Raw genomic sequence first — 11,963 nt, forward strand, 5'->3', positions numbered from 1 at the left:
AGGCCGCCGATGAGGTGCGCGCTCGCCCGGGCGCCGTCGTCCTCGCCCACGCCTCCCCCCGTGCCCACGAGCAGGGCCGAGGGCTCGCCGGCGACGACCAGGGCGACCTCGACCACCGTCGGGGCGGGCGGTCCCGGCCAGGGCGGCACCAGCCGCGGCGGGAGGGACCCCGCCGCGGCCACGACGTCCGACGCGTCCCCCGAGCCCCGCACCACCCACCAGGCGCTGCCCGGCCAGCGCGCGCGCAGGTGCTCGACCGCGCCGACCGTGGACGTGACCAGCGGGTCCGACCAGAGGGGGTCCTCCGGCACGGCCTCGCCGCGCAGGAGACCGCCGGTGCCGGTGGCCGCCAGGAGGTGGCGCACGAGGGGCGCCGGGTCCCGGACCCGGAGGCGGTCGTGCACCGCGAGCAGGACGCCCAGGCCCGCGCAGTCGACGAAGGCCACGCGCGACAGGTCGACGACGACGTCGTCGTCGGGGGACGCGCGCAGCCCCGCGGTCAGCCGCCGACGCACGTCGTCGGCGGAGTCCTCGTCGAGGTCGCCGCTGATGACGACCGCTCCGCGGTGCACGGGAGGGACCTTCGGGTGGTTCATGGCGCGCTCCGGCCGAGGGGGCGCCCGAGAGCGCGCCGCCGGGGTCTGGGGCGACGACCGCCGGGACTCACCCGGCGGACGGGCCGATGGTGCCACCACCCGGGCCGGTGAGGGGACGATCGACCGGAACCCGCCCAAAGGCGTCCGTGGGGACGGCGGCTAGTGGTCGCTGAGGTCCTCGACGTCCAGCTCGCCGCGGACGACGGCGGCGGCGACGTCGCTCAGCGCCTCGCCGCGTCGGCGCGCCCGCGTGCGCAGGCGCGTGAAGGCCTCGTCGACGCCGACGCCCGCGCGCTCGGCGAGGACGCCCTTGGCCTGCTCGACGAGGACGCGGCTGCTGAGGGCGGTCTGGAGCTGCTCAGACAGGGCCGACTTCTCCCGCAGCGAGCGCTCCTGCAGCAGGCCGATCGTCGCGATGTCGGCCATCGACTGCCCCACGGCCAGGTCCTCGTCGTCGAGGCGCACCGCGGCGTCGCTGAAGAGGTTGATCGCGCCGATAACCTCCTTGCGCAGCCGCAGGGGCAGCGCGTGGGCGGCCCCGTAGCCGTGCTCGGCCGCGGCGGCGGCGAAGCGCGGCCACCGGCCGCCCGCGGTGGCGAGGTCGACGTTGACGACGGGCACCCCGGTGGCGAAGCAGTCGAGGCACGGCCCCTCGAGCGACTGGACCTCGAAGATCTCCAGCGATCGGGCCCGCGGCGTCGTCGACGTCATGAGCCGCAGGCCGCCGCGCTGGTCGGCGAGCATGAGCCCGGCCGCGTCGGCGTGCAGCAGCTCCACCGAGCGCTCGGTGAGCACCTGGAGGAAGTCGACGACGTCGAAGTCGTCCACGAGGGTGTCCGCCAGCTCGACGAACACCTCGGCGAGCCGTCGGGGCGCTCCGTCCACGTCGGTCCTCCTCAGCCGGGCGGCGGCGTCGGCACCGCGGTGCGGTCGGCCTGCGCCCGGTGCCGGTGGGCACCCGCGGTCGATCATGCCCCACCGTCGAAGCGGACGGCGCCCGCGAGCACGTCGCGGGCGAGGTCCGCGACGGGCCGACCGGTCGCGAAGGCCCGGGCGCGCAGCAGCAGCAGCGCCGTCGCGAGCGGCACGTCGGCCTGGACCGACACCATGCCGGTCGCCTGGTGGACCTCGGCGCGGTCGTCGAGGACGGGGACCGTCGAGGGCGCGAGCGGGTCGCCGCCCTCCGGCGGGCGGGACTGCAGGTGCAGGAGCACCGTCGTGGCGGCGTCCGCGAAGGCCAGGGCCTCGGCGAGCTCGAGCGGCCCGAGCAGGCCGACCTCCGCCCGGTAGAGGTCGAGCACCCCGAGGCGGATGCCGCCCACCCGCAGCGGCAGGGCGAAGACGGCGCGCACCCCGGCGGCGAGGGCCCCCTCCGTGAAGGCGGGCCACCGGGCGGGGCCGGCGGCGGCGAGGTTGGCGACGAGGACGGGCCGCCCGCTGCCCGAGGACGCGACGCACGGCCCTTCCCCCAGGGTGAACTGGAGGTCCTCGAGGGTCCGCGCCGCGCCGTCGGAGACGGCGACGGTCCCGGCGGGGCCCGCGTCCGTCATGACGACCAGGCCCGCGCCCGTCACGGGGAGGGACGCGGTGCAGAGCTCGACGAGGCGCTGGGCCAGGGCACCGGGGTCCGCGTCGGGGTCGCTGATGAGGGTGAGGATCTCGCGCGTGCGCGACGGCGCCATGCCGGACCCTCCCGTCGGTCGCTCGGCCTGCAGCGGGCGGCTCCAGCCGTCGACGACGTCCGGCGCCCGCTCCACGCTGCTGGCTGCACCGCAGGAGCCTCCACTATCGCAGGCCGCGGGCAGCCGCTCGCGCCGTGCGACCCCGCCCGCCCGGGTGGTCGTGCTCCCGTCCGGCCCCCTGCATCGAGCCGCCGCGCTCCCGCGGTCCGGGCTCGGGTGCGCGCGTCCGCACCGACAGCGCCGCATCACCTCCCGGGGCCGCCCGGCAGCGGCGGGGCTCCGCGAGCTCCTCGTCGTGGCGCCGGGCGCCGGGCTCCTCGGCGTCGTGGGCACCGCCGCCTCCTGAGCCGGTCGCGTCGGCGACGCGCCGACGGGGCGCGCCTTCGTCAGCGCTCTGACCGACGCTCCTAGCGTCGCGGCCATGGGACACCGGGGGGACGTCGCGTGATCGTCGCCGAGCACCTGACCAAGCGCTACGGGGGCCGGACGGCGGTGGACGACGTCAGCTTCACCGTCGAGCCCGGCCGTGTGACGGGCTTCCTCGGCCCCAACGGAGCGGGCAAGTCGACGACCATGCGGATGGTCGTCGGGCTCGACCGCCCGACGTCCGGCCGCGTCACCGTGGACGGCCGCGCCTACGCCGACTCCCCCGCCCCGCTGCAGGAGGTGGGCGCCCTCCTCGAGGCGCGCGCCGTGCACCCGGGCCGCAGCGCCCGCAGCCACCTGCGCGCCCTCGCCGCCACGCACGGCATCGGCGACGCCCGCGTCGACGAGGTCGTCGCGATGACCGGCCTGTCCGCCGTCGCGCGCCGCCGGGTCGGCGGCTTCTCGCTCGGGATGGGCCAGCGCCTCGGCATCGCCGCGGCCCTGCTGGGCGACCCGCGCGTCCTCGTGCTCGACGAGCCCGTCAACGGCCTCGACCCGGAGGGCGTCCGCTGGGTGCGGCAGACCGTGCGGCACCTGGCCGACGAGGGCCGCACCGTCTTCATCTCCTCCCACCTCATGAGCGAGATGGCCATCACGGCCGACGACCTCGTCGTCATCGGCCGGGGGCGCGTCGTCGCGCAGGGCCCGGTGCGCGACGTCGTGGGCGGCGTCGGCGGCGCGAGCGTCCTCGTCCGCAGCCCGCGGGCCGGCGAGCTGGGCTCCCTCCTGGAGCGGTCGGGGGCGCGGCTGGAGCGCCGCGACGACGGGGCCCTCGTCGTCCGGGGCCCGGACGCGGCCGCCGTCGGCGACCTCGCGGCGGGCGCCGGCATCGCCGTCCACGAGCTGACCCCGCAGCAGTCCTCGCTCGAGGACGCCTTCATGACCCTGACGGCCGACGCCGTCGAGTACGCCACGAGCCCGTCCCCGCCCGCCGGTCCCCACGGCTCAGGTCCGCGGCCCGCCGGCCCCGGGCGCCCCGACGAGGAGGCCCGCGCATGAGCGCCGCGACGTCCGCCCGCCCCGCCGAGCCGCGCGGCGGCCGCGCGGTCACCTTCGGGCGCGTGGTGCGCTCGGAGCGCATCAAGCTCCTCACGCTGCGGTCCACGTGGTGGGTCCTGGCCCTGACGCTGCTCGCCGTGGTGGCCGTCCCGCTCCTCCCCGCGGCCCTCTACGCCGCCGACCCCGCGTCCCTGGCCGGTGCCCTCGGGCCCGACGTCGGCGCCCTCACCGCGGGCACCGAGGTCGCGGTGATCACGCTCGGGGTCCTCGGCGTCCTGGCCGTGACGAACGAGTACTCCTCCGGCATGGTGCGCGCCACCATGACCGCCGTCCCGCGGCGCACGCCCGTCCTGCTCGCCAAGGGCGTCGTCCTCGCCGTCCTCGCGGCCCTGGTCGGCGTCGTCGGCGTCCTCCTGGCGTGGGTGGTGACGCTGCCGCTCTACGGCGACGCCGCCCCGTCGCTGGCCACGGCGACCGCCTGGCGGGTCGTCCTCGGCTCCGGCCTGCGGCTCGCGGGGGTGGCGCTGCTGGCCCTGGCCGTCGGGGCCCTGCTGCGCAGCGCCGCGGGCGCCGTCGCCGTCGTCCTCGGCCTGCTGCTCGTGCTGCCCGGCGTCCTGCAGGTCGCGGGCTTCGCCACCGGCGTCGAGGCGTTCGGCCGCGTGGTCCCCTTCCTGCCCGGCCAGGCCGGCGCCGTCGTCACGCAGGTGGCGCCGACCGGGGACCCGCTGGGGCCGTGGACCGGCCTGCTCGTCATGGCGGCGTGGATCGCCGTCCTCGGCGGCGCGGCCGTCGCGCTGCTGCGCTCGCGCGACGTCTGAGGGCCGCTCGGCTCAGGCCCGCCAGAGCGGGCGGCTGCCCCACACCTGCCGCAGCGGCAGCACGTCGACGCCGCGCGCGGCGAGCTCGCGCCGCGCGACGCGCCGCGTCCGCAGGACCATGACGACGCCCGCGCCCCAGACGAAGTACTGCAGGGCGAGGGCCGCGCGGAAGTCGCCGAGGTCCGGCGTCGCCGCCCCGGCGAGCAGGTCGAGCGCCACGCCGATCCCGAGGATGGTGAGCAGCGAGGCCGTGAAGCCGCCGGTGTTGACGACGCCGGTCGCTGTGCCCAGCCGGTCGGGCGGGTTCTCCGTGCGCGCGAAGTCGAAGCCGACCATCGACCCGGGGCCGTTCACGGACAGCACGAGCACGAGCAGCGCGACGACGAGCAGCGGCGGGCCGCCGGGCCAGGCCAGCACCACGGCCCAGGCGACCGCCGTCGTCGTGACGATCCCGAGCACGAGCGACGAGCGCCGCAGCGGGTGCAGCGCGGTGAGCCGGCCGACCACCGGCCCGGCCGCGACGCCGCCCGCGACGAGCAGCGTGAGCAGGGAGCCGGCCGTCACCGGCGCCAGGTCGAGGCCCTGGGTGAGGAAGGGGTAGCCCCACAGCAGGGCGAAGACCATGCCGGAGAACTGCGAGGTGAAGTGGCACCAGAAGCCCAGGCGCGTGCCCGGCTCGCGCCAGGCGCCGGCGAGGTCGCCGCGCACCTCGGAGGCCGACCGCCGGCGACGGACGACGACGGCGTCGGGCGGCGCGTCGCGCAGGACGGCGAGGACGAGCACGGCGACGAGCGCGCCCACGGCCGCCGCGCCGCCGAAGGCGACCGACCAGCCGGGGCCCGCGAGGACGGCCGCGAGCGGGATGGCCGAGAGCACCTGCCCCAGCTGGCCGAGCAGCCCGGTCAGCTGGGTGAGCACCGGCACCTGCCGGGCCGCGAACCAGGCGGGCACGAGGCGCAGGACGCTGATGAAGGTGACGGCGTCCCCGAGCCCGACGAGCACGCGGCCGACGAAGGCGCCCGGCACGTCGGTGACGACCGCCAGCACGCTCTGGCCCGCCACCATCGCCACGGCACCGGCGACGAGCAGGCGCTTGGTGCCGAAGCGGTCGACGAGCACCCCGACCGGCACCTGCATCGCCGCGTAGACGACGAGCTGGACGACGGCGAAGACCGACAGGACCGCCGTGCCGGTGGAGAACCGCTCGAGCGCCGTCGGTCCCGCGACCCCGAGCGAGGTGCGGTTGAAGACGGCGACGACGTAGGCGAGGACGCCGACGCCCCACACGAGGTAGGCGCGCGCCCGGGTGCGGCGCAGCCGCGGCGGCGCCGGGGTGCTGACCGCTCCCGTCATCGCGACCCCCGCAGCACGTCGCCCGCCCCGCGCACGTGCTCGGCCGACAGGCGGGCGAAGGCCTCGCCGTCGCCCGCGGCCAGCGCGTCGCGCAGCCCGGTGTGCTCGCGGACGGCCCGGTCCCGGCGGGCAGGGCCCATGTCCATGCTCGCGACGCCCATGCAGAGCTGCCGGTCGCGCAGCGAGGCGTACAGGCGCGAGAGGACGGCGTTGCCCGCGGCGTCGACGACGGCCTCGTGGAAGGCGCGGTCGGCCTCGACGAGCGCCGGTGCGTCGCCGTCGTCGCGAGCCCCGACCATGGCGGCCAGGTGGGCGTCCAGCACGGGCAGGAGCCGCTCGCGCTGCTCGACCGCCCGCGGGGCCGCCCACCGCTCGACGAGCTCGCGCGCCTCGAGGACGTCGCGGGCCTCGACGTCGCTGACGGCCAGGACGAGCGCGCCGCGCTTGGGGAAGAGCTGCACGAGCCGCTCCGCCTGCAGCTGCAGGAGGGCCTCGCGCACGGGGGTGCGGCTGACGCCGGTGCGCTCGGCGACCTCGCCCTCCGTCACGAGGGAGCCGCCCGGGTACGTGCGGTCGAGGATGCCCGCCTTGAGGTGGGCGTAGACGCGGGAGGAGGCGGGCTCGGCGCTCGCGCGGACGGTCGGGGCAGGGCTGGGACGCATGATGCATCTATGGTGCCGCGCCCCGGCCGGGCGACGGCCCGGCGTCCCACGGAGCGGGACCGGCCCCGCGCCCCTACCCTTCGCGCCCGTGACCGTCGTCGGCTTCCACGCCTCCCACGAGCAGATCCCGCCGAGCCGCCTGCTGCGCGACGTCGTGCGCGCCGAGGAGGTCGGCTTCAGCGCGGCGATGTGCTCCGACCACATCACCCCCTGGAGCACGACCCAGGGCCAGTCGGGCTTCGCCTGGAGCTGGCTCGGCGCCGCGCTGGCCAGCACGCGCCTGACCTTCGGCGTCGTGCACGCGCCGGGGCAGCGCTACCACCCGGCGATCAGCGCGCAGATGGTCGCGACGCTCGCCGAGATGTTCCCGCAGCGCTTCTGGGCGGCCCTCGGCACCGGGCAGCTGATGAACGAGCACGTCACCGGCACCGACTGGCCGCACAAGGAGGAGCGCGACGCCCGGCTCGCCGAGACGGTCGACGTCGTGCGGCGCCTGCTCGCCGGCGAGGAGGTCACCCACCGCGGGCGCGTCGTCGTCGACCGGGCGCGGGTGTGGAGCCGCCCGCCCGCCGAGGCGGCTCCGGCGCTGCTGGCCGCGGCCATCACCCCCCGCACCGCCGCGTGGGCGGGCACGTGGGCCGACGGCCTCATCACCGTCAACTCCTCCGACGACGTCCTGCGCGAGGTGCTCGGCGCCTACCGCGACGCCGGGGGCCGCGGACCGGCCTGCCTGCAGGTGCACGTGGCCTGGGCGCCCACGCGCGACGAGGCCCTCGCCGTCGCCCACGACCAGTGGCGCACCAACGTCTTCGCCTCCCACGTGCTCTCCGAGCTGGCGGTGCCCGAGCAGTTCGACGACGTCGGCCGGCAGGTGCAGCCGCCCGGCGTCGACGGCCCGGTCGTCGTCGAGCACGACCTCGGCCGCCTCGCCGAGCGCCTGGCCGAGATGGCGGGCCTCGGCTTCGACCGCCTCTACCTCCACCACGTGGGGCAGGACCAGGAGGCCTGGCTCGACGCCGCCGGGCAGCACGTGCTGCCCCAGCTCGACGTCACGGCGCCCGAGCCGCTCGTCGGCACCACGGGCGCGGGCACGACGGCGGAGGCGCTCGCCGCCCGCGCGCCGCAGGGGGCGTCGGCATGAGGCTCACGACGACCGCCGACCACTGGTGGACGACGAGCGTCGGGTACTGCCTCGACGTCGAGCGCTTCGCCGACTCCAGCGGCGACGGGCACGGCGACCTCGTCGGCCTCGGCCGGCACCTCGACCACCTGTCGCGCCTCGGCGTCGGCTTCGTGTGGCTGCAGCCCTTCTACCCCTCGCCCGAGGGCGACGACGGCTACGACATCACCGACTACTACGCCGTCGACCCGCAGACCGGCAGCCTCGGGGACTTCGTCGAGGTGGTGCGCGCCTGCCGCGAGCGCGGGATGCGCGTGCTCGTCGACCTCGTGGTCAACCACACCTCCGCGGACCACCCGTGGTTCCAGGACGCCCGGTCGTCGAAGGAGTCCCGCTACCGCGACTGGTACGTGTGGCGCGACGAGCCGGACCCGGCGGACGCCGACGCGCAGAACGTCTTCCCCGACGCGGAGGACTCCATCTGGTCCTACGACGAGGAGGCCGGGCAGCACTACCGCCACCGCTTCTACTCCTCGCAGCCCGACCTCAACACCTCGAACGAGGACGTGCGCGAGGAGATCCTCCGCATCATGGGCTTCTGGCTCCAGCTCGGCGTCGCGGGCTTCCGCGTCGACGCCGTGCCCTTCTTCGTCGAGACGGCGAGCCGCACGGGCGACGCCGACGACGAGGGCGCGCCCGACGGGGAGGGCGTCGACGACGCCGGCCAGGGCGGCGAGCACGAGGACCACATGGCCGAGTCGATGCGGATGCTCGACGTCATGCGCGCCTTCCTCGCCCGCCGCAGCAGCGAGGCCCTCATGCTCGGGGAGGTCAACCTGCCGTACGCGCAGCAGCAGGAGTTCTTCGGCGACCTCGGCGACCGCATGACGATCAACTTCGACTTCACGCTCAACCAGTCGATGTACCTGGCGCTCGCCCGCGGGACGAGCGAGCCGCTGCGCCGCACGCTCGCCTCCCGGCCCGAGCTGCCCGAGGGCAAGTCCTTCGGCGTCTTCGCGCGCAACCACGACGAGCTGACCCTCGACCAGCTGAGCGAGGACGAGCGCGGCGAGGTGCTCGCCGCCTTCGGGCCGCGGGAGGACCAGCAGCTGTTCGGGCGCGGCCTGCGCCTGCGGCTGCCCACCATGCTCGACGGCGACCAGGAGCGCCTCGAGATGGTCTACGCGCTCGTCTTCTCGGTGCCCGGCGTGCCCGTCCTCTACTACGGCGAGGAGGTCGGCCAGCGCGAGGACCTCTCGGTGCCCGGCCGCGTCGCCGTCCGCACGCCCCTGGACTGGGGCCGCGACGCGCCGACGGGCGTCGCGGCGCAGGAGGCCGACGCGGGGTCGCTGCTCCACGCGGTGCGGCGCCTCGTGGCGCGCTACCGCGACCGCCCCGAGCTCGGCGCCGGGTCGCTCGAGCTGCTCGACGTCGGTGACGAGCGCGTCCTCGCCCACGCCTGCCGCTGGGACGGGCGGACGACGGTCGCCGTGCACAACCTGTCCGACGCGGAGGTCGAGGTGCGCCTGCCGGGCGACGTCCTCGGCGACGACGTCGTCGAGCTCTTCTCCGGCGACCCGGTGGACGTGCCCGCCGACGGGCTCGCGGTCACGCTGCCGCGCTACGGCTACCGCTGGTACGGCGACGCGGGCTGAGCATCGCGCCGGGCGGGCCTGTTCGTCGGACGGGACCGTGCTCGGTCACGGGCGACGAACAGGTCCGTCCGGGCGGGTCATCGGCTGAGACGGAGGGGAGGGCCAGGGTCATCGGCGCTCCTGGTCGCGGGCGGCGAGCAGCTCGTCGACGGAGATCGCGACCCCGCTCGCCTCGACTCGCCGCTCGATCCGGGACATGAGGTCGTCGTCCGACGGACCCGTCGCGGGGCCGGACCGGGCGAGGAGCACCGCCAGGCGGTCACGGACGTCGTCGAGGTCGGCGAGGAGCCCTTGCGCGTCGACGGCCCGACCCTCGGGCGACGTCGTCGTCGTGGACGACGCCGTGCTGGCCGAGCCCGAGGCGTGGCCGTGGCCGGCGTCCGCCGCGGCGAGCGGGCGTGCCCGCACGTCGTCGACGTCGAGCTCGAAGGAGACGGCGTCGCCGCGGTGCCAGGTGGCGAAGACCTCGAGCGGCGTGCCGTCGTCGGCGGCGCCGCGCCCCTCGAGCAGGAGCAGCGGGTCGCCGGCGCGCACCCCGAGCTGGGCGGCGAGGCCCTCGTCGGCGGCGACGGCGCGGACCTGCCGCGAGCCGCGCCGCGGCCGGACGCCGACGAGGGCCTCCATCGCGGCGTGCAGCGAGGCGTCCTCGAGGTCCTCGGCGCGCAGCCCGGCCAGCAGCGGCAGGGGCAGGTGGGTGCGGATGCGGGCCACCGCACGGCCGTCGACGCTGCGGACGCGCTCCAGCCGCAGCACCTCGTCGGCGCCGAGCCAGCGGGCCACCTCGGGCGCCGGCTCGACGACGGCCTCCAGGACGTGGGTCGTCACGACCGCGCCGCCGGTGGCCAGCTGGTCGTGCAGGCCGCCGGCGCGCTGCACGAGGCGGCGGTGGTCAGCGCGGTCGACGACGACGGTGCCGCGGCCCTTCTCGCGCCGCACCCGCCCCTCGCCCTCCAGCGCGGCGAGCGCCTGGCGGACCACCGAGCGGCTGACGCCGAAGCGCTCGGTGAGCGCGGACTCGCTCGGCAGCAGGGTCCCCGGCGGGGCGGCGTGGTCGTCGACCTCCGCGCGCAGCGCCGCCGCCACCCGGGCGTGCAGCGGCTGTCGCACCTCGTGGTCCACGCGCGGGAGGGTAGGCGACCGCCGGGGCGCGCCGCGGCGGCTCAGGAGGCGACGTCCTCCTGCTCCTGCACCTCCTGGGCGGCGTCGCGCACGTGGCCCCAGCCCGGGGCGAGGGCGGCGGCCCGACGGCAGGACAGGACGAGGCTGGCCTCGCGGGCGATCCCCTGGCCGGCGATGTCGAAGGCCGTCCCGTGGTCGACCGACACGCGGACGACCGGCAGGCCGACGGTGATGTTGACGCCGTCGTCGCCGTAGACCGCCTTGAAGGGCGCGTGGCCCTGGTCGTGGTAGCAGACGACGACGAACTCCCACCGGCCCTTCACCGCCGCGGGGATGAGGGCGTCGGCGGGCAGCGGGCCGTGGGCGTTGACGCCCCGCTCCTGCGCTCGGCGCACGGCGGGCTCGAGGACGTCGGCGTCCTCGTCGCCGAAGATCCGGTTCTCGCCCGCGTGCGGGTTGAGCCCGGCGACGCCGATGCGCTCGCCCGGGCGCCCGAGGGCGCGGCTGAAGGCGTCGACGAGGGTGAGGACGGCGTCGGTGCGCTCGGGGGTGACGTCCTCGATGGCCTGGCGCAGCGAGACGTGCGTCGTGAGGTGGAAGAGGTAGAGGTCCCCGGCGGACAGCACGAGGCTGAAGTCCTCGACGCCGAACTCGTGGGCCAGCAGCTCGGTGTGGCCGGGGAAGGCGTGCCCGCCGGCGTGCATGGCGGCCTTGTTGAGGGGCGCCGTGACGATGCCGTCGACCTCCCCGGCCTTCGCGAGGTCGCACGCCGCGACGACGAAGCGGTACGCCGCGTCGCCGGCCACGGGGCTCAGCTCACCCACGGTGACCTCCGGCAGGGGGTCGCCGACCTGCACGACCTCGACGACGCCGGGCGCGTTCGTCGCGTCCCGCGGCCGCTCGAGCACGCGGACGGCGTCCGGGTCGCCGCCGACGTCGCGCACCGCGCGGCGCATGACGCCCGCGTCGCCGAGCACGACGGGCACGCACTCGGCGCGCAGGTCGTCGTGGCCGAGCAGCGTCTTGGCGGTGATCTCGGGGCCGATGCCGGCGACGTCGCCGATGGTGACGGCGAGGACGGGGACGTCCATGGGGGCTCCTCCTGGGGTGGGCCGCGAACGGGGCTCGGGGGCGGCGTCGTGCTGGTGGTCTGTGTGCTGGTGGTCTGTGTGCTGCTGGTCGGCGGGATCGGTCGAGGCGGGCTCGTCGCCGCGGCGCGCGCCGCGCAGGCGGTCGACGACCTCGACGAGCGTGCCCGGCTCGCCGAAGCCGCCGGCCTTGCTGGCGAAGGGCAGCCCGGCGGCGCGGCCGCCGACGAGGACGCCGGCGGGCACGCCCTCCGCGAGCGCCGCCCGCACCTCGAGCCCCGTGGATCCCCAGCGCTCGAGCAGCGCGGCGGCGCCGTCCCCGCCGACGGCGACGACGGCCGCGGCTCCCGCCCCGCCGTGGACCCGGTCGTGGAGGCGGTCGTGGAGCCGCTCGAGGAGGGCAGCGGTGCCGGTGGCCACCCGGGCGGCGCTGCGGCGCGCGGAC

General features: G+C 77.0%; 11 protein-coding genes and 1 pseudogene. 4 read left to right on the forward strand and 8 right to left on the reverse strand.

Features of this window, described 5'->3' with window-relative positions; all coding sequences use genetic code 11:
* The 3 genes from HLB09_RS07390 to HLB09_RS07400 form a co-directional block, all read right to left on the reverse strand.
* Window positions 1-596, reverse strand: a 596-nt coding sequence (locus HLB09_RS07390) for an STAS domain-containing protein (RefSeq protein ID WP_171202753.1), incomplete at its 3' end; no start/stop codon positions are given.
* Window positions 597-755: 159 nt separating this feature from the next.
* Window positions 756-1,481: a GAF and ANTAR domain-containing protein gene (locus HLB09_RS07395; RefSeq protein ID WP_322790063.1), complete on the reverse strand. Its 726-nt coding sequence runs from the start codon at window positions 1,479-1,481 to the stop codon at window positions 756-758.
* Window positions 1,482-1,564: 83 nt separating this feature from the next.
* Window positions 1,565-2,353 carry a GAF domain-containing protein gene (locus tag HLB09_RS07400; RefSeq protein WP_171202755.1) on the reverse strand — a complete coding sequence of 263 codons (789 nt, stop codon included), beginning with the start codon at window positions 2,351-2,353 and terminating at the stop codon, window positions 1,565-1,567.
* Between the two features lie 369 nt (window positions 2,354-2,722).
* On the opposite strand from HLB09_RS07400, the gene HLB09_RS07405 reads away from it, so the two are divergent.
* On the forward strand, window positions 2,723-3,703 hold the full coding sequence (locus HLB09_RS07405) for an ABC transporter ATP-binding protein (RefSeq protein WP_171202756.1): 981 nt from the start codon (window positions 2,723-2,725) through the stop codon (window positions 3,701-3,703).
* Entirely contained in the window at window positions 3,700-4,521 is an 822-nt protein-coding gene (locus tag HLB09_RS07410) for an ABC transporter permease subunit (protein ID WP_171202757.1), read from the forward strand. The genes HLB09_RS07405 and HLB09_RS07410 overlap by 4 nt, the downstream gene beginning before the upstream one ends.
* A gap of 12 nt (window positions 4,522-4,533) precedes the next feature.
* Here the strand turns inward: HLB09_RS07410 and HLB09_RS07415 are convergent, their stop codons facing one another.
* Complete coding sequence (locus tag HLB09_RS07415) at window positions 4,534-5,874, reverse strand: MFS transporter (protein ID WP_171202758.1); 1,341 nt, start codon at window positions 5,872-5,874, stop codon at window positions 4,534-4,536.
* Complete coding sequence (locus tag HLB09_RS07420; RefSeq protein WP_171202759.1) at window positions 5,871-6,536, reverse strand: GntR family transcriptional regulator; 666 nt, start codon at window positions 6,534-6,536, stop codon at window positions 5,871-5,873. Before HLB09_RS07420 ends, HLB09_RS07415 begins: the two co-directional genes overlap by 4 nt.
* Before the next feature lie 88 nt (window positions 6,537-6,624).
* Between HLB09_RS07420 and HLB09_RS07425 the strand changes: the two genes are divergently transcribed.
* Both HLB09_RS07425 and HLB09_RS07430 read left to right on the forward strand, forming a co-directional pair.
* A complete protein-coding gene (locus HLB09_RS07425; RefSeq protein ID WP_171202760.1) occupies window positions 6,625-7,677 on the forward strand; it encodes a TIGR03885 family FMN-dependent LLM class oxidoreductase in 1,053 nt (350 codons plus the stop codon).
* Window positions 7,674-9,311, forward strand: a complete 1,638-nt coding sequence (locus HLB09_RS07430; RefSeq protein WP_171202761.1) for an alpha-amylase family glycosyl hydrolase — start codon at window positions 7,674-7,676, stop codon at window positions 9,309-9,311. Before HLB09_RS07425 ends, HLB09_RS07430 begins: the two co-directional genes overlap by 4 nt.
* Before the next feature lie 108 nt (window positions 9,312-9,419).
* Here HLB09_RS07430 and HLB09_RS07435 read toward each other — a convergent pair whose 3' ends face one another.
* The 3 genes and pseudogenes from HLB09_RS07435 to HLB09_RS20345 all read right to left on the reverse strand — a co-directional run.
* The gene (locus tag HLB09_RS07435; RefSeq protein ID WP_171202762.1) at window positions 9,420-10,430 is read right to left on the reverse strand and encodes a GntR family transcriptional regulator; all 1,011 of its coding nucleotides are present in this window, start codon (window positions 10,428-10,430) and stop codon (window positions 9,420-9,422) included.
* Window positions 10,431-10,471: 41 nt separating this feature from the next.
* Entirely contained in the window at window positions 10,472-11,521 is a 1,050-nt protein-coding gene (gene pdxA, locus HLB09_RS07440) for a 4-hydroxythreonine-4-phosphate dehydrogenase PdxA (RefSeq protein ID WP_344552716.1), read from the reverse strand.
* 216 nt (window positions 11,522-11,737) lie between these two features.
* Window positions 11,738-11,938 (reverse strand): annotated as a pseudogene (locus HLB09_RS20345) (four-carbon acid sugar kinase family protein); the annotation flags it as partial.
* Window positions 11,939-11,963: the final 25 nt, after the last annotated feature.

Origin of the sequence: Pseudokineococcus marinus (assembly GCF_013004605.1) — a bacterium.
GTDB lineage: Bacteria > Actinomycetota > Actinomycetes > Actinomycetales > Quadrisphaeraceae > Pseudokineococcus > Pseudokineococcus marinus.

Coding starts and splice junctions, on each gene's coding strand:
- HLB09_RS07415 (WP_171202758.1), bottom strand. CDS start 5,874: ATGACGGGAGCGGTCAGCACCCCGGCGCCGCCGCGGCTGCGCCGCACC.
- HLB09_RS07420 (WP_171202759.1), bottom strand. CDS start 6,536: ATGCGTCCCAGCCCTGCCCCGACCGTCCGCGCGAGCGCCGAGCCCGCC.
- HLB09_RS07410 (WP_171202757.1), top strand. CDS start 3,700: ATGAGCGCCGCGACGTCCGCCCGCCCCGCCGAGCCGCGCGGCGGCCGC.
- HLB09_RS07430 (WP_171202761.1), top strand. CDS start 7,674: ATGAGGCTCACGACGACCGCCGACCACTGGTGGACGACGAGCGTCGGG.
- pdxA (WP_344552716.1), bottom strand. CDS start 11,521: ATGGACGTCCCCGTCCTCGCCGTCACCATCGGCGACGTCGCCGGCATC.